This window comes from Bradyrhizobium stylosanthis, assembly GCF_001641335.1.
Classification (GTDB): domain Bacteria; phylum Pseudomonadota; class Alphaproteobacteria; order Rhizobiales; family Xanthobacteraceae; genus Bradyrhizobium; species Bradyrhizobium stylosanthis.
Map to the genome: position 1 here is coordinate 628,084 of NZ_LVEM01000004.1, position 21,201 is coordinate 649,284.

At 66.5% G+C, this 21,201-nt stretch carries 19 protein-coding genes; 10 read left to right on the forward strand and 9 right to left on the reverse strand.

What is annotated here, in order from left to right; translation table 11 throughout:
* The first annotated feature begins 11 nt into the window (after positions 1 to 11).
* The 4 genes from A7X65_RS29395 (at position 12) to A7X65_RS29410 (ending at position 1,995) form a co-directional block, all read left to right on the forward strand.
* Complete coding sequence (locus tag A7X65_RS29395) at positions 12 to 509, forward strand: hypothetical protein (RefSeq protein WP_063691864.1); 498 nt, start codon at positions 12 to 14, stop codon at positions 507 to 509.
* Between the two features lie 18 nt (positions 510 to 527).
* Positions 528 to 962 carry an NUDIX hydrolase gene (locus A7X65_RS29400; protein WP_063691868.1) on the forward strand — a complete coding sequence of 145 codons (435 nt, stop codon included), beginning with the start codon at positions 528 to 530 and terminating at the stop codon, positions 960 to 962.
* Positions 963 to 1,007: 45 nt separating this feature from the next.
* Positions 1,008 to 1,385, forward strand: a complete 378-nt coding sequence (locus tag A7X65_RS29405) for a TIGR02301 family protein (protein ID WP_063691870.1) — start codon at positions 1,008 to 1,010, stop codon at positions 1,383 to 1,385.
* A gap of 343 nt (positions 1,386 to 1,728) precedes the next feature.
* Positions 1,729 to 1,995 carry a hypothetical protein gene (locus tag A7X65_RS29410; protein ID WP_063691872.1) on the forward strand — a complete coding sequence of 89 codons (267 nt, stop codon included), beginning with the start codon at positions 1,729 to 1,731 and terminating at the stop codon, positions 1,993 to 1,995.
* A 178-nt stretch (positions 1,996 to 2,173) separates the two neighbouring features.
* Here A7X65_RS29410 and A7X65_RS29415 read toward each other — a convergent pair whose 3' ends face one another.
* The 5 genes from A7X65_RS29415 to A7X65_RS29435 form a co-directional block, all read right to left on the reverse strand.
* Entirely contained in the window at positions 2,174 to 2,494 is a 321-nt protein-coding gene (locus tag A7X65_RS29415; protein ID WP_156528191.1) for a cupredoxin domain-containing protein, read from the reverse strand.
* Positions 2,495 to 2,502: 8 nt separating this feature from the next.
* A complete protein-coding gene (locus tag A7X65_RS29420; RefSeq protein ID WP_063691875.1) occupies positions 2,503 to 3,033 on the reverse strand; it encodes a DUF4142 domain-containing protein in 531 nt (176 codons plus the stop codon).
* Positions 3,034 to 3,124: 91 nt separating this feature from the next.
* The gene (locus A7X65_RS29425; RefSeq protein WP_063691878.1) at positions 3,125 to 3,814 is read right to left on the reverse strand and encodes an RNA polymerase sigma factor; all 690 of its coding nucleotides are present in this window, start codon (positions 3,812 to 3,814) and stop codon (positions 3,125 to 3,127) included.
* Positions 3,815 to 4,073: 259 nt separating this feature from the next.
* Positions 4,074 to 4,943 (reverse strand): sulfurtransferase, encoded by an 870-nt coding sequence (locus A7X65_RS29430; RefSeq protein ID WP_063691881.1) that lies wholly within the window; start codon positions 4,941 to 4,943, stop codon positions 4,074 to 4,076.
* A gap of 188 nt (positions 4,944 to 5,131) precedes the next feature.
* A complete protein-coding gene (locus A7X65_RS29435; RefSeq protein WP_063691884.1) occupies positions 5,132 to 6,466 on the reverse strand; it encodes a dihydroorotase in 1,335 nt (444 codons plus the stop codon).
* Between the two features lie 96 nt (positions 6,467 to 6,562).
* On the opposite strand from A7X65_RS29435, the gene ygfZ reads away from it, so the two are divergent.
* The 6 genes from ygfZ (at position 6,563) to A7X65_RS29465 (ending at position 13,189) form a co-directional block, all read left to right on the forward strand.
* Positions 6,563 to 7,438: a CAF17-like 4Fe-4S cluster assembly/insertion protein YgfZ gene (gene ygfZ / locus A7X65_RS29440; protein ID WP_063691886.1), complete on the forward strand. Its 876-nt coding sequence runs from the start codon at positions 6,563 to 6,565 to the stop codon at positions 7,436 to 7,438.
* On the forward strand, positions 7,435 to 8,061 hold the full coding sequence (locus tag A7X65_RS29445; protein WP_063691889.1) for a DNA-3-methyladenine glycosylase I: 627 nt from the start codon (positions 7,435 to 7,437) through the stop codon (positions 8,059 to 8,061). The genes ygfZ and A7X65_RS29445 overlap by 4 nt, the downstream gene beginning before the upstream one ends.
* Positions 8,058 to 8,672, forward strand: a complete 615-nt coding sequence (locus A7X65_RS29450; protein WP_063691892.1) for a YfbR-like 5'-deoxynucleotidase — start codon at positions 8,058 to 8,060, stop codon at positions 8,670 to 8,672. The genes A7X65_RS29445 and A7X65_RS29450 overlap by 4 nt, the downstream gene beginning before the upstream one ends.
* 144 nt (positions 8,673 to 8,816) lie before the next feature.
* A complete protein-coding gene (locus A7X65_RS29455; RefSeq protein ID WP_063691895.1) occupies positions 8,817 to 9,323 on the forward strand; it encodes a tyrosine phosphatase family protein in 507 nt (168 codons plus the stop codon).
* 133 nt (positions 9,324 to 9,456) lie between these two features.
* A complete protein-coding gene (locus tag A7X65_RS29460) occupies positions 9,457 to 10,425 on the forward strand; it encodes an NUDIX hydrolase (protein ID WP_063691898.1) in 969 nt (322 codons plus the stop codon).
* A 49-nt stretch (positions 10,426 to 10,474) separates the two neighbouring features.
* Positions 10,475 to 13,189 (forward strand): DUF2339 domain-containing protein, encoded by a 2,715-nt coding sequence (locus tag A7X65_RS29465; protein WP_063692596.1) that lies wholly within the window; start codon positions 10,475 to 10,477, stop codon positions 13,187 to 13,189.
* Between the two features lie 69 nt (positions 13,190 to 13,258).
* Here the strand turns inward: A7X65_RS29465 and A7X65_RS29470 are convergent, their stop codons facing one another.
* From A7X65_RS29470 to A7X65_RS29485, 4 genes are all read right to left on the reverse strand, one after another.
* The gene (locus A7X65_RS29470) at positions 13,259 to 14,947 is read right to left on the reverse strand and encodes a methyl-accepting chemotaxis protein (protein ID WP_063691902.1); all 1,689 of its coding nucleotides are present in this window, start codon (positions 14,945 to 14,947) and stop codon (positions 13,259 to 13,261) included.
* Positions 14,948 to 15,250: 303 nt separating this feature from the next.
* Positions 15,251 to 17,221, reverse strand: a complete 1,971-nt coding sequence (locus tag A7X65_RS29475; protein WP_063691905.1) for a methyl-accepting chemotaxis protein — start codon at positions 17,219 to 17,221, stop codon at positions 15,251 to 15,253.
* Between the two features lie 198 nt (positions 17,222 to 17,419).
* The gene (locus A7X65_RS29480) at positions 17,420 to 19,147 is read right to left on the reverse strand and encodes a methyl-accepting chemotaxis protein (RefSeq protein ID WP_063691908.1); all 1,728 of its coding nucleotides are present in this window, start codon (positions 19,145 to 19,147) and stop codon (positions 17,420 to 17,422) included.
* Positions 19,148 to 19,347: 200 nt separating this feature from the next.
* Complete coding sequence (locus A7X65_RS29485; RefSeq protein ID WP_063691911.1) at positions 19,348 to 21,096, reverse strand: methyl-accepting chemotaxis protein; 1,749 nt, start codon at positions 21,094 to 21,096, stop codon at positions 19,348 to 19,350.
* Between the last annotated feature and the right edge of the window lie 105 nt (positions 21,097 to 21,201).

A 21,201-nucleotide genomic window follows, 5' to 3' on the forward strand; every position in this document is an offset into this window, starting at 1 on the left:
CACTGCGGCAGATGAGCTCAACGGCCACCCAACCCGCGCGGCATGTACAGACGGGCCCCGAGGCCGCGGCCTGGGCCGAACGGCTGCGCGTGGCCAACATCAACCCGCGAACCGGGCTTGCCACTGATTATCTCAACCATTTCAATGAAGCCGTGATGCTGCTGGAAATGGTCCCCGATATGCCCGAATGCGCCGAAGATTTCTTGACCTGGTCGCCGCTGTCCTATGCGGAGCATTTCACGGCATCGAACTTCAAGGCGCGGGACCTCGCCATCGAGGCCTATGAGAAGGCCGATCCGAACGTGCGCGCCCAGTTCGACCACATCACGGACACCATGACCTCGATCCTGACCGCGGTCGGATCGGCCATGCGCGAGGTCGAGAAGGATACAACCCGCGTACGCCTCGCCGAACAGGCCACGCTCTGGGTCAAGCCGCTGATCGCGGCCTGCGGCGGCATCATCAACGGCGGCGCGGAGGCCGACGTCGACACCATCATGGCGAATTGAGCCAGGCTGGTTGAAGATATGTCCGCCGTCATCCAGCCCACCCATCCCCAGATCGCCGTCAGTGCCGCGATTTTCCGCAACGGCAAGGTGCTTCTGACCCGCCGCGCCCGCTCGCCGGCAAAAGGCTTCTATTCGCTGCCGGGCGGCCGGGTCGAATTCGGCGAATCGCTGCACCAGGCGCTCAAGCGCGAGGTCGACGAGGAGACCGGGCTCGAGATCGAGATCGTCGGCCTTGCCGGCTGGCGCGAGGTGCTGCCGGCTGCGCCCGGCGCCGGCCACTATCTGATCATGTCCTTTGCCGCCCGCTGGGTGGCGAAGGAGCCCGCCCTGAACGACGAGCTCGACGATTACCGCTGGATCGCCCCGGACGCCCTGGCGAGCCTGGGGGACCTCAAGCTGACCGGGGGCCTGGAGGAGATCATCCAGTCCGCCCACAGGCTGCTCGGGGCCTGACGGCCCGCCTTGCGCCCGCCGTCCCGAGGAGGCATACAGCCGCCGATGTCCACGCGATTTCTGGCCATTTTTGCCTTGATTCTCGCCTGCGCCTGCGGCCCCGCCCGGGCCCAGGACGCCGCGGCGCCGTTTGACGGCGAATTGCAGCGGCTGGCCGAGATCCTCGGCGGGCTGCACTATCTGCGCGGCATCTGCGGATCCAACGAGGGCAACAAATGGCGCAGCGAGATGCAGGCGCTGATCGACGCCGAAACCCCCTCGGGCGAGCGCCGCACCCGGATGATCGCCGGCTTCAACCGCGGCTATAACGGCTTCCAGCAGACCTACCGGAGCTGCACGCCGGCCGCGACGGTAGCGATCCGCCGCTATATCGAGGAAGGCTCGAAGATCTCGCGCGATCTGACGGCGCGCTACGCGAACTGAGCTTCTTTCAAATCCCGAACACTACGATCCTCATCCCTTGTGCAACGGCGAAGCCGTTGTCGCTGGGAGCGCGGAACGCGCGTCTCGAAGGATGAAAGGCCCGGCTGCAGCAGTGGGGCCTGCATGGTTCGAGACGCGTGCTGCGCACGCTCCTCACCATGAGGATCAGCACGTGCCGGGATGACACGTGGGTCGACGCGGACGCGCGGCTGGAACCCTGTCATCGAGTTTGTTCACAGCCGTTAACCGTTCCTAAAGATGTGGCCTAGCGGGCGTTAATGCGCGTGCTACACCTCTCGTGCAGCGCATCGCCGTGGACGCGCCTCCAGCCCTGTCGAGTTTCATGAGCCAGTCGATTTCCTACGCACCCGCCCGCGCGCCGCTGCCCGATCACGAGCAGAAACAGGCCGCACTGAGCTATCTCAACGAGGCCTGGGCCGAAGCGCGCCATGACGGCGTCGACGGCGACTGCCTGGCGCAGGCCAGCCTGTTCGCGGCCTTCGCGGAGCTCGTCGGTACCTATGGCGAGGACGCGGTGGCGAAGTTCGTCGAGGGTTTCCCGGGCCGCATCCGCAACGGCGAGTTCTCGGTCGACATCTGCAGGCAGTAAGCCCGCATCGAAAATGACCCCGCCACGCGGGCGGGGCCAGTCGACGGATGAATGACTTTGCGACACGTCGCGAAGTCTGCCGTCTTTATCGCACGGAAGCCGGCTCCCGCGGCCAAGCATTAGTCTCGCGACGGCCGGGAGATCTTCCCACCAGAGCCGGGAAAGCCCTCCCTCCTCCCTACGGCTCGATCTTGAGCGTCGCTTTCATGTTGGGATGATAGCGGCAGTAATACTCGACCATTCCCGCCTTCTTCAGGACTGACGTCGCCGACTTCTTCGGCGGCAGCGTCACGTCGAAATCGCCGTTCTTGGCGGTGGCGGTGTGGGCGAAGACGTCCTTGTTGACCCAGCTGATGGTGTCACCGACCTTCGCCGACACCTCCGCCGGAGAGATCACAAGACTCTCCATCGTGATCTCGATCGTCGCGGCGCGCGCCGGGACTGATATCGACAGGGCGATGACCGCAAGCGCGATCGGAGCGAGGCATCCCGGCATCATACTGCACCCTATTTCAGCTCGGCCGCGACATGCTCGGCGTGCTGCTCGTGGCCCTGGAAGATCTTCAGGCCGGTCTGCAACAGGCTCTTCAGCTCCGCATTGCTGGCGGACGGAATGAGCTGGGTTTCCAGCGCGCTGTTGACCGCCTTGTGGTAGGCAACCTCGTTGGCGACATAGGCCTTGTCGAAGGCCGCGCCGCTCAGCCTGTCCAGCTCCGCCAGCTTGTCGCTGGCCTGCTTCGACAGCGCCTTGCTGGTGTCGTTGTCCTCAGGGGTGACGTTCAGCTTCTTGACCAGCGCCAGCGCCTGCTTGTTGACCGCCTCATGGTCGCGCAGCATGTCCTCGGCAAACGCCTTGACGCCCTTGCTCGTCGCTTTCTTCTGCGCCTGCTTGGCGGCGTTGATGTCGATCACGCCGGCGGTGTAGGCGATGTGGGCGATCTGCGGATCGGTCGGCTTGTCGGCGGCAATGGCGCCTTGCAGCGCGGGACCCGACAACAGAATGGCCGCGGCGACCGCCGCGCTCCAACGAATGAACATGGTTTGACACTCCTGTGCTGCCGGGCGTTTTGCCGGCGCGTTGCTTCACAGGAATTGGATGGACGTTTCGCGCAAACGTTCCCGAAAAAATTCAGCCGCCGACACCGAGCCGCTTCAGCACCGCTTCGGTCAGGCGCTCGCAGCGCCAGCCGGCGAACGGGAAGGCATCCATCATCACGGGGCCGATCTCCTTCTCGACATTCTCCCGCAGCATGGTGCGGGCGCGGTGCAGCCGCGTCTTCACCGTCTCGGGCTTCAGGCCGAGCAGAGCGGCAGTCTCCTCGATGTTCATGCCCTCCATGACGCGTGCGACGAACACCATGCGAAAAACATCCGGCAACTCGTCGATGGCGCGCTCGACGACGCGCTGGATTTCACGTTGGGCCATGGTCCTTTCCGGATCGCCTGGAGGAGAAACGGGAAACTTGATGATCTGCGCCTCGAGCGCGGCCTCGGACACCGAGCCGAGCTCGACATGCGGCCTTGTGCTTCGCGCCCGGCCAAGCGCCTCGTTGATGGCAATGCGGGACAGCCAGGTCGACAGACCGGACTCGCCGCGGAAGCCGTCGAGATGGGTGAAGGCGCGCACATAGGTTTCCTGCACGACGTCCTCGGCTTCGCTGTCACTGCGCAGAATAGCGCGTGCGAGGCGGTAGAGCCGGCGGTTGTTGGCCTGCATGATCTCGCGCAGCGCGGCCTCGTCCCGGGCCCGCGCGCGGTCGATCAGTTCGGCTTCCAGCGTTCTGGCGCCGGCGGACAGTCCGGCTGCGGTCCGTTGCATGGCGGTCACCTGCTTGTTTCAAGTCGCTCCGGACATTGGATGCAGGCCAGGGAAGAAGGTTCCCTAGTTTCTCTTTTACCCTCCCCTGGAGGAGCGGGGTAATCGCTTATGGGTTCAGCGCTGGGGCACGGAAGCTTTCCACGGCGTCATGGCCGGGCTTGTCCCGGCCATCCACGCCTTTCGTTGCGGCACGAAGAACGTGGATGCCCGGGACAAGCCCGGGCATGACGACCTCGCGTCCACGTTCAAAGCGCCATGGCTAATCCGTCTCGATCGGCAGGGACGGGTCCCGGGCCCATTCGCCCATGGAAGCATCGTACAGCGTCAGCTTGTCGTAGCCGAGCTGCGTCAGCAGCAGGAGATCGATCGTCGCCGAGATCCCGCCGCCGCAATACACGATCACATTCTTGTCGCGCGTGACCCCCTGGGCTGCGAACTTCGCCTCCGCATCGGCCGGCGTCGTCAGCGTCTTGTCGGCATTGGCGAGCGTCGCCGCCGGAACGTTGACGCTGCCGGGAACGCGGCCGGGCCGGCCATAGCGACTGGGCTCGAGGCCCTGGTGAAATTGCGGCCCAAGGGCGTTGACGATCACGGTCGAGGAATCGCCGATCCGCGCCTTCACGGTGTTCTTGTCGACGAAGAAGCCCGCGCGCGGATTGGCCTTGAAGGTCGTGGCCGGATAGCCCTTCGGCGCACCCGTCTCGATCGCCCGCCCCTCCGCCTTCCACTTGTCGAGGCCGCCGTCGAGCACGCGGGCATCGACGCCGAGCGAGCGCAGCATCCACCAGAACCGCGTCGACCACATCATGGTGCCGATGCTGTAGAGCACGATGGTCTTGGACGCATCGAGGCCGTGGCGGCCGAAGGCGGCCTCCAGCTGGGCCACGTCAGGCATCATGAAGAACTGCTGCGCGGATTTGTCGGAGAACTCGCCCTGCAGGTCGAGAAAATCCGCGCCGGGAATATGGCCGGCCGCGAACGTCTTGTCGCCCGGCACCGCGCGATAGGGCACGTCGCTGCCCGGCGGCACGGGCTCGTTGTAGGTGGTGCAGTCGTAGAGGCGGAGATTGGGATCGCCGAGGATGGCGGCGAGCTGCTCGGAGGTGATGAGGGGTGTCGCTTGGGGCATTGGACTGCACTCCAAATTGCGCTCGCGCCGCCGGGCACTCTGTCATTGCCCGCGAAGGCGGGCAATCCAGTATTCCAGAGGCGGCGGCGATTGAACCGAGAAGCCGCGGCGTACTGGATGCCCCGCCCCCGTGCGCAATTGCGCACTAGGCGGGGCATGACAGCGGAGCGAGGAGCGGGACCTTGCCCCTACTGCTTCAACGTCTCCAGAAACCGCACCGGCTCGCCCTGCGAGGCCGTCACCAGCTCGCCCTGCCACATCACGCGGCGGCCGCGGATGAAGGTGCCGACGGGCCACCCCTGTACGCGCACGCCGTCATAGGGCGTCCAGCCGGCCTTGGAGGCCACCCATTTGTTGGTGATGGTTTCGCTGCGCTTCAAGTCGACCACGGTGAAGTCGGCGTCGTAGCCGGCGGCGATGCGGCCCTTGCAGGCCATATTGTAGAGGCGCGCGGGGCCGGCGCTGGTGAGATCGACAAAGCGTGCCAGCGACAGGCGGCCCGCATTGACGTGGTCGAGCATCAGCGGCACCAGCGTCTGCACGCCGGTCATGCCGGAGGGCGACGCCGGATAGGTCTTCTGCTTCTCCTCCAGCGTATGCGGAGCGTGGTCGGAGCCGAGCACGTCGATGATGCCCTGCTCGATGCCGCGCCAGATGCCGGCGCGGTGGTCGGCGCCGCGCACCGGCGGGTTCATCTGCGCGAGCGTGCCGAGCCGCTCGTAGCATTCGGGCGCGACCAGCGTCAGATGATGCGGCGTCGCCTCGCAGGAGGCGACATCCTTGTGGTCGCGCAGGAACTCGATCTCTTCCTTGGTCGAGATGTGCAGCACGTGGATGCGCTTGCCCGTTTCGTGCGCGAGCTTGACGAGGCGCTGCGTCGCCATCAGCGCCGCGGTCTCGTCGCGCCAGACCGGATGCGAGCGGGGATCACCCTCGATGCGCAACGACTTGCGGTCGTTGAGGCGGTACTCGTCCTCGGCGTGGAAAGCGGCGCGGCGGCGGATCACCTGGAAGATGCGGCGCAGGCTCTCGTCGTCCTCGACCAGCAGCGCGCCGGTGGACGAGCCGATGAACACCTTGACGCCGGCACAGCCCGGCGCGCGCTCCAGCACCGGCAGATCCTGCACGTTCTCGCGGGTGCCGCCGATGAAGAAGGCGAAATCGCAATGCATGCGATGATGGGCGCGCTTGATCTTGTCGCTGAAGGTGGCTTCCGTCACGGTCAGCGGCGAGGTGTTCGGCATCTCGAACACGGCGGTGACACCGCCCATCACGGCGCTCCGCGAGCCGGTCTCGAGGTCTTCCTTCTGCTCCAGCCCGGGTTCGCGGAAATGCACCTGCGTATCCATGACGCCGGGCAGGATGTGGAGGCCCTTGCAGTCGATCACCTCGGCAGCGGAGGCCTGCGACAGCGGACCCAGCTCGGCGATGCGGCCATTGGTGATGCCGATATCGCGTACACCCTCGCCGTCCTGGTTGACGACGGTGCCGCCCTTCAAGATCACATCGAAACGCTGGGTCATGGGGCCTCTCTCATCCCCAAGCGCAGGGCTTGAGGTCTTGTCGTTTATGCCTTGCGGGCTTACGTTCCGCAGCAACATGTCGCAAGAGATATTCGCATGAAATCAGCGTTTCTTCCCGACCGGAGCGTCATCAAGGTCGCGGGCGAGGATGCGCGCAACTTCCTCAACGGCCTGATCACGACCGATGTCGACAGGCTGAAGCCGGGCCTGGGGCGATTCGGCGCGCTGCTGACGCCGCAGGGCAAGATCATCGTCGATTTCCTGATCACGGAGGTGCCGGCCGGCCATGGCGGCGGGTTCCTGATCGACTGCCCGAAGGCGCTGGCGGCCACCCTCGCCACCAAGCTGAAATTCTACAAGCTGCGCGCCAAGGTCACGGTGGAAAACCTCGATCTCGGCGTGCTCGCGGCCTGGGACGGCCAGCCCGCGGCGCAGCCGGACCTTGCCTTCACCGACCCGCGCAACGCCGAGCTCGGCACCCGCATCCTGATCCCCGAGGATCTCAAGCAGAAGCTGTCCGACCTGATCGGCGCCGACCTGGTCGATGCCGCCGACTACGAGGCGCACCGCATCGCGCTCGGCGTGCCGCGCGGCGGGCTCGATTTCATGTACAGCGATGCGTTCCCGCACGAGACCAACATGGACCGCCTTGCCGGCGTCGATTTCGACAAGGGCTGCTATGTCGGCCAGGAGGTCGTCTCGCGCATGCAGCATCGCGGCACCGCGCGCACGCGCAGCGTCAAGGTGCTGCTCGACGACGTCTCGCCGGAAGTCGGAGTCAGCGTGATGGCCGGCGACAAGCAGGTCGGCACCATGGGCTCGTCGGCGCAAGGCAAGGGCATCGCGCTGGTGCGCATCGACCGTGTCGCCGACGCGCTCGACGCCGGCCAGCCGATCACCGCCGGCGGCCTCGCCTTGAAGCTGGCAGAACCCGACGTCGTCCGCATTCCCGCAAAGCAGCCCATCGCATGAGCCGTGCCCCCCGCCTGCATCCCGACGGAAAGACCCGCTGCCCCTGGCCCGGCGAAGACCCGCTCTATGTCGCCTATCACGACACCGAATGGGGCGTGCCCGAATATGACGACCGCGCGCTCTACGAAAAGCTGATCCTCGACGGCTTCCAGGCCGGTCTCTCCTGGATCACGATCCTGCGCAAGCGCGACAATTTCCGCAAAGCCTTCGACGATTTCCAGCCGGAGAAGATCGCGCGCTACACCGACAAGAAGGTGCACGCGCTGATGAACGATGCCGGCATCGTGCGCAACCGCTCCAAGATCGAGGGTACGATCCTGAGCGCCAAGTCGTATCTCGACATCATGGAGAAGGGACCCGGCTTCTCGAAGCTGCTGTGGGACTTCATGGGCGGCAAGCCCAAGGTCAACAATTTCAAGACCACGGCGAGCGTGCCGGCCTCGACGCCGCTGTCGGTGCAGATCTCCAAGGAGCTGTCCTCGCGCGGCTTCAAGTTCGTCGGCCCGACCATCGTCTATGCCTTCATGCAGGCGACCGGCATGGTGAACGACCATCTCGTCGACTGCCATTGCCACGCCACCTGCAGCAAGCTGCAGCGCAAGCCGCGCCTCAAGGCCAAATGAGCGCGAAGAAGACGACGCGCGGCGCGGAATCCCGCGCCTGGCAGCGCATGCTGTCGGGCCGGCGGCTCGATCTGCTCGATCCCTCCCCGCTCGACGTCGAGATCGCCGACATCGCCCATGGGCTGGCGCGCGTCGCGCGCTGGAACGGGCAGACCACCGGCGCCCACATCTTCTCGGTCGCGCAGCACACGCTGCTGGTGGAGACCGTGCTGCGGCACGAGATGCCGCGCGTGGACCAGCGCATGCGGCTCGCAGCCCTGCTGCACGATGCGCCCGAATACGTGATCGGCGACATGATCTCGCCGTTCAAGGCGGTGCTCGACGGTCACTACAAGGCCGTGGAAAAGCGCCTGCTCGGCGCCATCCACATCCGCTTCGGCTTGCCGCCGGTGCTGCCCGAGGAGATCACGCAAGCCATCAAGGCCGCCGATCGCGGCGCGGCCTATCTCGAGGCGACCGAGCTTGCCGGCTTCAGCGAAAGCGAGGCGCGGCGCCTGTTCGGCAAGGATCCGGGGCTGTCCGACAGCGTCCGGCGTGACTATCTCACGCCCTGGACCGCGGCGCGGGCCGAGAAGCAGTTTCTGGAGCGGTTCGGCGCGGTGTTTGCGTAGCGTCCTCCCTTCGTAGGGTGGGCAAAGCGAAGCGTGCCCACCAAACAGAGCGGGGATACGCAACTGCGAGATCTTGGGCACGGCGCTTTGCGCCTTTGCCCACCCTACAAGCCCTCGCTATAATCGCCGGCAAAAAGGTCCGCCATGATCCACGTCTGTTCCCTCGCCGCGCTTCCCGAAACCGTCCGCATCACCGGTGCCAGCCATGTGCTGACGGTGATGGCCAATGTCGAACAGGTGGCGCGGCCGGTGTCGGTGCTGCCGGCCAACCATCTCAAGGTGTCGATGGACGACATTACCGAGGAGATGGACGGCTTCACCGCACCATCCGAAGCGCATATCGACCAGGTGCTGAATTTCGTGCGCGGCTGGGACCGCGCCGCGCCGCTGGTGGTGCATTGCTATGCCGGCATCAGTCGCTCCACTGCGAGCGCTTTTGCCGCCGTCTGCGCCCTCAATCCGGATCGCGACGAGATCGAGATCGCGAAGAAGATCCGCGCGGCCTCCCCCATCGCCTCGCCGAACCGGCGCATCGTCGGCCTCGCCGACCGTGCGCTCGGGCGCAACGGCCGCATGCTGCGCGCACTCGACGAGATGGGCCCCGGCGCGATGATGGTCGAGGGCCGCCCCTTCGTGATCGAGCTCGAATGACAGCCAGGCGCCGCAATGAGGGTGTTGCCGTCATGGCCGGGCTTGTCCCGGCCATCCACGACCTTTGTCGCCGCACCAAGAACGTGGATGCCCGGGACAAGCCCGGGCATGACGAGTTTGCGGCAACAGCCGCATGAGCGAGACGCTGCTGACGCCGATCGAGATCGGCCTGACCGCTGCGATCGTCGCGATCGAGGACCATGAGCCGCTGATCCTCACCGCGCGCGGCAGCGACGGGCTGGCGGGCCTGCCGTTCGGCCCGTTCGACGCGCCGAGCCATCGCACGTTCGAGATCGGCCTGCGCGCCTGGGTCGAGGAGCAGACGGGTTTGCGGCTCGGCTATGTCGAGCAGCTCTACACCTTCGGCGATCGCGGCCGTCATGCCGAGGCCGGCGACACCGCCGCGCATATGGTGTCGATCGGCTATCTCGCGCTCACCCGCGCGGTGGACGGCGAACTCGCCGCGACCGGGGCGAGCTTCGAGCCCTGGTATCGCTTCTTCCCCTGGGAGGACCGGCGCGAGGAGCCGCCCGCGATCATCGCCCGCGACATCATCCCGGCGCTGACCAGATGGGCCGAGGAGGAGACGCCGGAGACGAGCCGCGCATTGCCGCGGAGGGATCGCGTGCGGTTCTATTTCGGGCTCGACGGCGCGCCCTGGGACGAGGAGCGCGTGCTCGACCGCTACGAGCTGCTCTACGAGGCCGGGCTGGTCGAGGAGGCCAGGCGCGACGGCCGTCCTGCGGCATTAGCGCGCAAGGCGCTGCCCGCCCTCGGCATCTCGATGCGGTTCGACCATCGCCGGATCCTCGCCACGGGGATCGCGCGGCTGCGCGCAAAACTGAAGTATCGTCCTGTCGTATTTGAACTTTTGCCCGCCGACTTCACACTCACGGAATTGCAGCACACGGTGGAGGCGGTCTCCGGCCGGCACCTGCACAAGCAGAATTTCCGCCGCCTGGTCGAGACGGAGGCCCTGGTCGAACCGACCGGTGTGATGTCGACACAGACGGGCGGACGGCCGGCGGCGCTCTACCGCTTCCGCCGCGAGGTGCTCCAGGAGCGGCCCGCGCCGGGCTTGCGCGTACGCTCCCGGCGCTAGATCCTGATAGTTGGTACCGGCCCCTGCCCGCCGGTTGCCTGGAGGCTTCATGTTCGACGGCCCGTTTGACGTCTTTGCGCTGATCATTGCGATCATCGCCTTCCTGATCGCGATCAAGGCCTCCAACCAGGCGGCCGAACTGCGCCGCAAGCTGAATACGCTGGAAGAGAAGCTTTACGCGCTGCGGCCGGTGCAACCGCCGCCGATGCCCGCTTACGTGCAGGCCGAAGCGCCCGCGACAACCGCCGCAGAACCGCCGCCGCTTGCACCGGAAGCCGAAGCCGCGCCGCCTCCGCTCGTGACCGAAGAGGTTGCGCCGCCGCTCGAAGCGAGCAGCGAGGCCGCCGCACCTCCGCCACCGCCGCCGCTGCCCACTCCCGCGCCCGAGCCCGGCTTCGAGGAGCGTCTCGGCACGCGCTGGGTGGTGTGGATCGGCGGCCTTGCGCTCGCGCTCGGCGGCTTCTTCATGGTGCGCTATTCGATCGAGGCCGGCCTCCTCGGCCCCGGCGTGCGCGTCTTCCTCGGCGGCCTGTTCGCAGCCGCCCTGCTCGGCGCCGGCGAATGGACACGGCGCAAGGAGAGCATCTCCAGCATCGCGGCGCTGCCGATCGCCAACATCCCGGCGATCCTGACCGCAGCCGGCACCGCGGTGGCATTCGCCACCATCTATGCCGCCTATGCGCTCTACGGCTTCCTCGTGCCCGCCACTGCCTTCGTGCTGCTCGGCATCGTCGCGATGTGCACGCTCGCTGCGGCGCTGTTGCACGGGCCCGCGCTTGCGGGCCTCGGCGTCGTCGGCGCCTTCGTGACGCCGGTCCTCGTCTCCAGCGGCAAGCCCGACTATTGGGCGCTCTACATCTACCTCGCCGTCGTCACCGCCGCGAGCTTCGGCCTCGCCCGCATCCGCCTGTGGCGCTGGCTGGCGGTCACGACGATCGGCTTCGCCGTGCTCTGGATCTTCCCGGGCCTCGATACCAACGAGGTGCAGGTCGCGCCGCACGCCTTCCACGCCATCGCCGGCTTCGTGCTCGCTGCGCTGCTCGTCGTCTGCGGCTTCATGTTCGGCCCGACCGTCGAGGACGGCGAGATCGAACCGGTCTCGTCGGGCTCGCTCGGTGCCTATCTGTTCGGTGCGATGCTGATCGTGCTGTCGAGCGCGCATGCCGATCTGGCGCTGGTCGCCTTCACGCTGCTGGTCGGCGGCACGCTGTTCGTCGCCTGGCGCGCGTCCGCGGCCACCGGAGCGCTTGGCGCGGCGGCTGCGACCGTGTTCATCGTCTTCGCCGAATGGGCGGTGCGCGCCAATCCGGATATGCTGGTGCTGCCGGGCGGCCCCATCCCGGGCGTCGGCCCCGCCGCGACCGACAGCTCGGTGACGCTGCATCTGGTGACGGCCGCGATCTTCGCCGCCGGCTTCGGCATCGCAGGCTTCTTCGCGCAAGGCAGGTCGAATTCGCCGATCATTCCGGTGGTGTGGTCGGCGGCGGGCGTCGCCACGCCGATCGCGATCCTGGTCGCGCTCTATGCGCGAATCGCCCATCTCGACCGCTCGATCCCGTTCGCGATCCTCGCGGTGCTGCTCGCGGCGGCCTTCGGCGCCGCGACCGAGGCGCTGATGCGCCGGGAGGAACGGCCGGGCGTGGCAACCTCGATCGCGCTGTTCGCAACCGGCACGCTTGGCGCGCTGGCGCTGGCGCTGACCTTTGCACTGGAGAAGGGCTGGCTCACCATCGCCCTCGCGCTGATGTCGCTCGGCACGGCCTGGATCTCGCTGCAGCGGCCGATCCCGGTGCTGCGCCGGCTCGCTGCGATCTTCGCCGCGATCGTCACCGCGCGCATCGTCTACGATCCGCGCATCGTCGGCGATGCCGTCGGCACGACGCCGATCTTCAACTGGCTGCTCTGGGGCTACGGCCTGCCGGCGGCCTCGTTCTGGGGCGCGAGCATCTTCCTGCGCCGCCGCGGCGACGACCCGCCGCTGCGCGTTGTCGAAGCCGCCGCGATCCTGTTCACGGCGCTGCTCGCCTTCGTGGAAATCCGCCACTTTGCGACCGGCGGCGACATGATCTCGCCGCCCTCGCTGCTCGAATTCGCCTTGCAGGCCTGCGTCGCGCTCGCCATGGCGATCGGGCTGGAGCGCTTGCGGCTGCGCAGCCGCAGCATCGTGCACAATGTCGGCGCGGTCGTCCTGACGGCGATCGCGGGCCTCATCTGCGTGTTCGGCCTCCTCATCGTGGAGAACCCGCTGATCTGGCGCGTCGATGTCGGCGGCGCCGTGTTCAACCTGCTGCTGCTCGGCTACGCGCTGCCGGCGGTGCTGATGCTGCTGTTGTCCTATGCGGTGGTCGGCGAACGCGGCAAGGTCTACGCCAATACGATCGCAGGCGGCGCACTGCTGTTCGCACTCGTTTATGTGACGTTGGAGATCCGCCGCTTCTATCACGGCCCGATCCTCTCGACCGGACCGACCACGGGCGCGGAGCAATACACCTACTCGATCGGGTGGCTCGCCTTCGGCGTGGTGCTGCTCGGCGTCGGCATCCTCGTCAATTCGGAGCGTGCCCGCCTGGCGTCGGCGGCCGTCATCGCGCTGACGATCCTGAAGGCCTTCGTCATCGACATGTCGACGCTGACGGGCGTCTACCGCGCGCTGTCCTTCATGTGCCTCGGCGTGGTGCTGGTCGCGATCGGCTGGCTCTACCAGCGCATCCTGTTCCGGCGGCAGGTCACACCGCCGCCGGCACCGCAGACGACGGGCACGTAAGCATCAGGCGAGATCTTCACCTCTCCCCGGCCGGGAGAGGTGAAGCAAGGTCTTCCGTTCGCGCCGCCATCAGGCTGCGCGGACCGATTCCAGGAACTGCGCAACCTCGACCTTGAGACGCGTGCTGTCGCTGGCCAGCGACTTCGCCGCCGACAGCACCTCGGTCGAGGCCTCGCCGGTCTCGGTCGCGCCGCGCTGCACGTCGACGATGTTTGACGAGACCTCCTGCGTGCCGACCGAGGCCTGCTGGACGTTGCGCGAGATTTCCTGCGTCGCCGCGCCCTGCTCTTCGACGGCGGCGGCAATGGCCGCGGACACTTCGGACAGCCGTTCGATGGTGCCGCCGATCTCCTGGATGGCGCTGACGGATTCTTCCGTCGCGGCCTGGATGCCCGACACCTGCGCCCCGATCTCGCCGGTCGCCTTCGCGGTCTGCTCGGCCAGCGCCTTGACCTCGGAGGCGACAACGGCGAAGCCGCGGCCGGCTTCGCCCGCGCGCGCCGCCTCGATCGTGGCGTTCAGCGCGAGCAGATTGGTCTGGCCGGCAATGGTGTTGATGAGCTCGACCACGTCGCCGATGCGGGACGCCGCCAGCGACAGCGCGTTGACGCGCTCGTTGGTCCGCGCCGCCTGCTCGACCGCTTCCGCAGCCATCCGCGCCGAATCCTGCACGCGGCGGCTGATTTCGGTGATCGAGGACGACAGCTCTTCGGAGGCGGAGGCAACCGCCTGGACGTTGGTGGAGGCTTCCTCGGAGGCCGCCGCAACGACGGTGGCGAGCTCCTGGCCGCGCTGCGCGGTGCTGGTCAGGGTCGATGCCGACGCCTCGAGCTCGGTCGAGGCCGAGGAGACGGTGCCGACGACCTCGCCGATCATCGCCTCGAACTTGCTCGTGATGGCATCGACGCGGCGGCCGCGCTCGATCTTGGCTTCGGCGTCGAGCCTGGCCGCTTCGTCGGCCGCGCGCTTGGCGATCAGCGCCTCCTTGAAGATCTGCAGCGCATCCGCCATCGAGCCGATCTCGGTCTTCTCGCCGCGATGCGGCACGTCGGCCGAAAGATCGCCCTCGCCGAGCGACTGCATCGGCTTGATGATGGAGGCAATGCCGCGCGAAACGTCCCGAACGAGATAGTAGGCGGCGCCGATCGCGACGACGACCGAGAGCACGATGATGCCGACGAGGATGCGGAAGATCATGGCGTAGCTGTCGGCCGCCTGCCTGGTCTCCAGCTCGGCGCCGCGGTTGTTCAGCTCGATGCCCTTCTGCAGCAGCGGATCGGCCGCCTGGGCCATCTTCGCCACCTTGGTCTGCAGCAGCTCGTTGGCATCGGCCGGGAACTTGCCGACCCCCTTGCGCGACAGCGCCATCACGTCCTGCACGCCGTTCAGATACTCGGCCCACGCCTTGGTCCACTGCTCATAGAGCGAGCGCTCTTCGGCGGATGTGATCAGCGGCTCGTAGACCTTGCGGGTCTGGTCGATGCGGGCCTGCAGCGAGGCGAGGCGCTTCTCGGCGGCTTCCTTGCCTTCAAGCGTGTCCTGCATCAGATGCAGACGGAGCGCGACGCGCAGCTCGTTGATGTCGGCGCGAAGCGAGCCGAGCGCACGCACGCTCGGCAGCCAGCTCTCTGCGATTTCGACGGTGTGAGCGTTGATGTTCTGCATCGTGCCGATTGCCGTCACGCCGACGCCCGCGAGCGAGAGCACGAGGACCGACAGCACGGTCAGAAGCTTGAAGACGATCGACAACTTCGACATCACGATAAATCCCGATAATACCCAACAACGCACGAGCTACCCGCCGCCATCGTCGCAACCGACGACGGGACGGAGTTCATTCCAACAATGCTGGCTGGTTCTTGTCCGGTAAGATTGCGCCCATAATTGCAAACAGGCGTTAACAGGAACCTACGTGAAACTACGGAAACGCTGTCGCCGGGATCACAAGTTTCGCAATCACGCGTTGCAGTGCAACAGGCGTCGCGCAGGGCTACACCCGCGCTCCCCAACCTGCGTACCCCACGTCATTCAATGACGGCGCCGGACGGCCGGCTCAATTCCTCACGCCGCCCGGACCGACTCCAGGAAGCGCGCGACCTCGCCCTTCAACCGGTTGCTTTCCTGCGACAGCGACTGCGCGGCCGAATGCACCTGCGCCGAGGCGGCCCCGGTCTCGCCGGCGCCGCGCTGGACGTCGCCGATATTCGCCGAGACTTCGGACGTGCCGTGCGCGGCGTGCTGGATGTTGCGGGAGATCTCCTGCGTCGCCGCGCCCTGCTCCTCCACCGCGGCGGCGATGGTCGAGGATATCTCCGACATCCGCGCGATGGTGTCGCCGATCTCCTTGATCGCGCCGACGGAGTCCTCCGTCGCGGTCTGGATCGCGCCGATATGCTGGCTGATCTCGCCAGTGGCCTTCGCGGTCTGCTCGGCCAGCGCCTTCACCTCGGTCGCGACCACCGCGAACCCCTTGCCGGCTTCGCCGGCGCGCGCCGCCTCGATCGTTGCGTTGAGCGCCAGGAGATTGGTCTGGGCGGCGATGGTGTTGATCAATTCGACCACGTCGCCGATGCGGCTCGCCGCCTTCGTCAACTCGGCGACGCGCGCGTTGGTACGCTCGGCCTGTCCGACCGCAACGTCGGCGACGCGCGCCGATTCCTGCACCTGGCGGCTGATCTCGGAGATCGAGGAGGTCATCTCCTCGCTCGCCGACGACACCGACTGCACGTTGGCGGACGCCTCTTCCGAGGCCGCCGCCACGGCGGTCGCGAGCCCGTTGCCGCGTTCGGCGGCCTGCGTCAGCGTGTTGGAGGAGGCCTCGAGCTCGGTTGCCGCCGACGACACCGTCTCGATGATCTCGCCGACCGCCCCTTCGAAGCTGTCGGCGAGCCGCCGCATGTCGGCCTTGCGCTGCTCGCGCCCGCGCGCATCCGCTTCCGCCTGCTCGAGGCGCAACCGCTCGGCTTCCGCCATGCTGGTCCTGAACACCTCGACGGCGCCGGCCATTTCGCCGATCTCGTCCCTCCGCCCGACGCCGGGCACGGAGATCGAAAGCTCGCCGCGCGCAAGCCGCGTCATCGCACCGACCATGCCACCGAGCGCCTTCGAGATCGAGCGTCCGAGCAGAAAGCCGACCAATGCGAGCAAGACGACGGTGATGCCGAAGGCGACCGCCATCCACAAGCGCACGGCATCGCGGGTCGCGGTCTCGGCGGCATCGGCCTGCTTGTACATGGCGTCGACTGAAGTCCTGACCTCGGCCATCACAGGCTCGATGTCGCGGAAGGTCTTCATCATGGCGGCGTCGAGCGCCGCAGTCTGTTGTGCGGTCTCGGCCCAGGCCGCGAACTCGGCCAGGTACTTCTGAAGCTTGGCCGTGATGTCGTCCATCACCGCCGTCGGGACCGCGACGACCTCGATCGCGTTGGAGAATTCAACGGCGGCTTTCTTCACCTCGGCAATGTATTTCGGATCGCGCCGCAGCATGAAATCCTTCTCATGCCGGCGCATCATCAGCATCCAGGTCGTCGTCCGGGGATCGTCGATCTCCTTCAGCTTGGTCTCGATGTCGTGCACGGCGCCGCGAAGCGATCCGGAGAGGCCGAGCTTCTCGTTCAACCCGAGCCTGGTCTCGGCAGCCACCAGCGCGGCGAAGTCCGACGCGTAACGCTTGAAGCCGTCCTGGGCCTGCTTCGTCTTCGCGACCAGCGCGCTCATGCCGGCGGCGGCCATCAGCCGCTCCACCTCGTCGAAATCGTGGTTGATCGGCCCGATCAGCTCGGCATGCGCCTTGGCGTAGCTCTCGGCCCGGCGCTGCTGGAAATTCTTCTCGTTGCGCCTTGCCTCCAGCATGTCGATCGAAAGCTGCTTGTTGAGGTCGGCGATCGCGCGGGCGCGGTTGGCAACGGTGCGGGAGGCATCCTGGGAGAGGCTGCCGATTTCGTAGATCGCGCCGAAGGCGGCGAGACCGACCAGGCCGAACAGTCCGATCGCCATGACCTTGTGGGTCAGGCGGATGGAGAGGCCGCTCATGAATGTGCTCCAATACGCTCGAGAGGCAATGCAGGCAGGGTGACTCACCCCGGAAAACGCGGGCATGATGACTGCATCGCTTTTCCGGAAAGTTAACCCTGCGCCTCATTCGTCATACTACGCAACACGGCGCACGCGCAGTCGCCCCGCTTTCGCGCGTGCCGGTTGCAGGCGGAATGCCACCGAAGCACATTGCGGTCAGGCTGCGCGCACGGTGCCGAGGAACTTGCCGACCTCGAGCTTGAGACGGTTGCTGTCGCCGGACAGCATCTGCGCCGCCGAGAGCACCTGCGAAGACGCCGAGCCGGTCTCGCTCGCACCGCGTTGCACGTCGGTGATGTTGGACGACACCTGATGGGTACCCTCCGCCGCCTGCTGCACGTTGCGCGAGATTTCCTGGGTTGCCGCGCCCTGCTCTTCGACGGCCGCTGCGATCGTCGAGGAGATCTCCGACAGCTTTTCGATGGTATTACTGATATCCTTGATGGCGCCGACCGAATGCTCGGTCGCGGTCTGGATGCTCGCGATCTGCTGACCGATCTCGCCGGTCGCCTTCGCGGTCTGCTCGGCGAGTGCCTTGACCTCGGAGGCGACGACCGCGAAACCCTTGCCGGCTTCGCCGGCGCGCGCCGCCTCGATCGTGGCATTGAGCGCCAGCAGATTGGTCTGGCCCGCAATGGTGTTGATCAACTCGACGACGTCGCCGATCCGCGTCGCGGCCTTGGACAATTCACTGACGCGCTCGGTCGTGGTGCGCGCCTGCCCCACCGCCTCGCTCGCCACCCGTGCGGATTCCTGCACCTGGCGGCTGATCTCGGTAATGGACGACGACAGCTCCTCAGTCGCCGACGCCACCGACTGCACGTTGGTGGAGGCTTCCTCGGAGGCGGCGGCCACCATGGTGGTGAGCTCCTGGCCGCGCTCCGCGGTCGAGGTCAGCGTCGACGCCGAGGCTTCCAGCTCGGTCGCAGCCGACGACACGGTGTCGACGATCTCGCCGATCGCAGCTTCAAATCCGTCCGCGAGCTTGTGCATCTCGGCCTTGCGCTGCGCGGTGGCGGCCTGGTCCTGCCTGGTCTTGGCCTCGGCTTCCTCGCGCGCCTTCTGTTCCGAGACGACCTTGAACTTCTCGACGGCCGCAGCGACCCCGCCGACTTCATCCTTGCGGCCGAGACCGGGCAGCACCACCGAGAAATCGCCGTCGGCGAGCTTGTCCATGGCCATGGTGAGCGCGCGGATCGGACGAGCGATGGTGAAGAACGACATCAGCCAGGAGCCGACGAGGACGAGCACAGCAACCGCGCCGACGACCATCCCGATCTGCTCGCTCGACGCCATCTCCCGCAGCGAGGCAGCGATCTCCGCATCACTCTTATGCCGGGCGAAATCGGCGATCTGATCGGTAACCTGGTCTATTTGTCCCGCGATCGGCAGCGTCGTCTCGCGCGCCAGACGCCCGGCTTCCTCAACGAGCCTGCCGGCTGCATCGGACCCCGTCGCGGCGATAGCCTCGCCGCGGATCGCCGCGACCTGCCGGGCGGCCTTGAGATAATCCGCACCAAGGCTCTTTAGCTTTTCCATTCGTGTCCGGTTTTCCGGCGCTTGTGACAGCTTCAACATCGCTTCAGCGACTTTGTTCAGAACATCGGCGCGTGCGACGAGAGCATCGCCGGCTTTCTGCAGCTCGGCCGGATTGCCGGCGAGCCGTACGTCACGGACGGCGAGCTGCATGCTGCGCGCCGCAAGCTTGGCTTCCACCGCCTCGCGCGCCAGCTCGAGCTGCGCGACGGCAGCCTTGCTGGAATTCCGCACATTGCCATTGCCGACAAACTGACTTGCGATGATGCAAAGGACCAGGAGGATGCCGATTGCCGACGCGATCGCCAGCTTTGTCCCGATCCGCAAATTCCGAACGAGGCTCAACATTGGAGTTTCCCCAAAGGAATGCGCAGCCGAGTCATTGTCGGCGGCCCTGGCGTTGATCGCTCTTCCCTGAAAGTTGAGCGCCAGCCATTCCAAATTGGTTAACAACGAGCCCCGGGAAAATACCGGTTCAGCACGATAACCCTTTGAAATTACGCACGGAATGCGAGTTTAACAAGTTAATCACACGCAGAGATGGGAACTCAGGCAGCCCGCACCGTCTCGAGAAACTTGCCGACCTCGAGCTTGAGGCGGCTGCTGTCGCCGGACAGCATCTGCGCCGCGGACAGCACCTGCGAGGACGCCGAGCCGGTCTCGCTCGCGCCGCGCTGCACGTCGGTGATGTTGGACGAGACCTGCTGCGTGCCGTGCGCGGCCTGCTGCACGTTGCGGGAGATTTCCTGCGTGGCCGCCCCCTGCTCTTCCACCGCAGCCGCGATGGTCGAGGAGATCTCCGACAGCTTTTCGATGGTGTCGCTGATGTCCTTGATGGCGCCGACCGATTCCTGCGTCGCCGCCTGGATGCCGGAGATCTGCTGGCCGATCTCGCCGGTCGCCTTCGCGGTCTGCTCCGCGAGCGCCTTGACCTCGGAGGCGACGACCGCGAAGCCCTTGCCGGCCTCGCCGGCGCGCGCCGCCTCGATCGTGGCGTTGAGCGCCAGCAAATTGGTCTGGCCCGCGATGGTGTTGATCAGTTCGACGACGTCGCCGATCCGCGTCGCGGCCTTGGACAATTCGCTGACGCGCTCGGTCGTGGTGCGCGCCTGCCCGACGGCTTCGCTCGCCACGCGCGCGGATTCCTGCACCTGCCGGCTGATCTCGGTGATGGACGACGACAGCTCTTCCGTCGCCGAGGCGACCGACTGCACGTTGGTCGAGGCTTCCTCGGAGGCGGCCGCAACCACGGTCGTGAGCTGCTGCGTACGCTCGGCCGTCGAGGTCAGCGTGGTGGCGGACGCCTCCAGCTCGGTCGATGCCGACGACACGGTCCCGACGATCTCGCCGACGGCGCCTTCGAAACTGTCCGCGAGCTTGCGCATCTCGGCCTTGCGCTGCTCGGCCGCGATCTGGTCCTGGCGCATCTTGGCTTCCGCTTCCTCGCGCGCCTTCCGCTCCGACACGACCTTGAACTTCTCCACGGCACCGGCGACCTCGCCGACCTCGTCCTTGCGGCCAAGGCCCGGCAACACCACCGAGAAATCGCCGGCGGCGAGCTTCTCCATCGCCGCGGTCAATGCGCGCATGGGCCGCGCGATGCTGAAGACGGAGAAGATGCAGGCACAGATCAGGACCAGCGCAACCAGCAGGCCCGTGACGAATGACGTCCGCGCGACGGAGGCCGCCTGCGTTTCCGCTGCGGAACGCGCCTCGCCGCTCCTCTGCTTCGCGAAGTTGGTGATCTCGTTGGTCAGCTCCGATATCTCCTCGTTGATCGGCGCCAGCGTCTCCTTGCGGATCCGATTGATCTCGGCTGTCAGCTTCGCATGCTGCGCAGCTGCCTCACCGCTCGCGCCCTTCTGGGTGTCGAGCGCGAGCTCCTGCTTGCGTATCGCCTCGATCTGCTGCTCGCCCTTCTGGAAGCTGTCGATCAGCGTGGTCAGGCGCTCGATCCGCTTCTGGTTGTCCTGCGAATGCGAAAGCCTCGCCATTTCGCCCGCGAATTTCAGGGCTGCCGTCTGCCGGTCGTTGAAATAGGTGACGGCCTTCTGCATCTCGGCCGGCGAGGCCGACGTCAGGATGTCGCGAATGCCGATCTGCATGCCGCGGACCGAGGCCTTCGCCTCCGCAGCGTTTTGCGCGATCGCCTGCTGTTCGGATGCACCGTTGCTGAGTTTCTGGACCTCGGCGCCGCCATCCATCTGGAGAGCGATCATCAGCGCAACGAGGGCGATGGTGAGCAGCGAGGTGATGGCGAGCTTGGTACCAATTCGCAGGTTCTGAATAAACGACATCGAACTTTCCCCGGAATACGCGTTGCCGCAGCAGGCGTGCGAACGGCCGTGGGGAAAATTAGCCGCGAGGTTCCTCATTAACGTTAAGTGCGAGCGCGGCGGCGT

Bases quoted from the DNA above. Each gene is read 5' to 3' on its own strand.
- A7X65_RS29405 (WP_063691870.1), top strand. From the start codon at position 1,008: ATGTCCACGCGATTTCTGGCCATTTTTGCCTTGATTCTCGCCTGCGCC.
- A7X65_RS29455 (WP_063691895.1), top strand. From the start codon at position 8,817: ATGATCCACGTCTGTTCCCTCGCCGCGCTTCCCGAAACCGTCCGCATC.
- A7X65_RS29465 (WP_063692596.1), top strand. From the start codon at position 10,475: ATGTTCGACGGCCCGTTTGACGTCTTTGCGCTGATCATTGCGATCATC.
- A7X65_RS29470 (WP_063691902.1), bottom strand. From the start codon at position 14,947: ATGTCGAAGTTGTCGATCGTCTTCAAGCTTCTGACCGTGCTGTCGGTC.
- A7X65_RS29475 (WP_063691905.1), bottom strand. From the start codon at position 17,221: ATGAGCGGCCTCTCCATCCGCCTGACCCACAAGGTCATGGCGATCGGA.
- A7X65_RS29485 (WP_063691911.1), bottom strand. From the start codon at position 21,096: ATGTCGTTTATTCAGAACCTGCGAATTGGTACCAAGCTCGCCATCACC.
- A7X65_RS29425 (WP_063691878.1), bottom strand. From the start codon at position 3,814: ATGCAACGGACCGCAGCCGGACTGTCCGCCGGCGCCAGAACGCTGGAA.
- A7X65_RS29420 (WP_063691875.1), bottom strand. From the start codon at position 3,033: ATGTTCATTCGTTGGAGCGCGGCGGTCGCCGCGGCCATTCTGTTGTCG.
- A7X65_RS29445 (WP_063691889.1), top strand. From the start codon at position 7,435: ATGAGCCGTGCCCCCCGCCTGCATCCCGACGGAAAGACCCGCTGCCCC.
- ygfZ (WP_063691886.1), top strand. From the start codon at position 6,563: ATGAAATCAGCGTTTCTTCCCGACCGGAGCGTCATCAAGGTCGCGGGC.
- A7X65_RS29400 (WP_063691868.1), top strand. From the start codon at position 528: ATGTCCGCCGTCATCCAGCCCACCCATCCCCAGATCGCCGTCAGTGCC.
- A7X65_RS29415 (WP_156528191.1), bottom strand. From the start codon at position 2,494: ATGATGCCGGGATGCCTCGCTCCGATCGCGCTTGCGGTCATCGCCCTG.
- A7X65_RS29430 (WP_063691881.1), bottom strand. From the start codon at position 4,943: ATGCCCCAAGCGACACCCCTCATCACCTCCGAGCAGCTCGCCGCCATC.
- A7X65_RS29480 (WP_063691908.1), bottom strand. From the start codon at position 19,147: ATGTTGAGCCTCGTTCGGAATTTGCGGATCGGGACAAAGCTGGCGATC.
- A7X65_RS29395 (WP_063691864.1), top strand. From the start codon at position 12: ATGAGCTCAACGGCCACCCAACCCGCGCGGCATGTACAGACGGGCCCC.
- A7X65_RS29450 (WP_063691892.1), top strand. From the start codon at position 8,058: ATGAGCGCGAAGAAGACGACGCGCGGCGCGGAATCCCGCGCCTGGCAG.
- A7X65_RS29435 (WP_063691884.1), bottom strand. From the start codon at position 6,466: ATGACCCAGCGTTTCGATGTGATCTTGAAGGGCGGCACCGTCGTCAAC.
- A7X65_RS29410 (WP_063691872.1), top strand. From the start codon at position 1,729: ATGAGCCAGTCGATTTCCTACGCACCCGCCCGCGCGCCGCTGCCCGAT.
- A7X65_RS29460 (WP_063691898.1), top strand. From the start codon at position 9,457: ATGAGCGAGACGCTGCTGACGCCGATCGAGATCGGCCTGACCGCTGCG.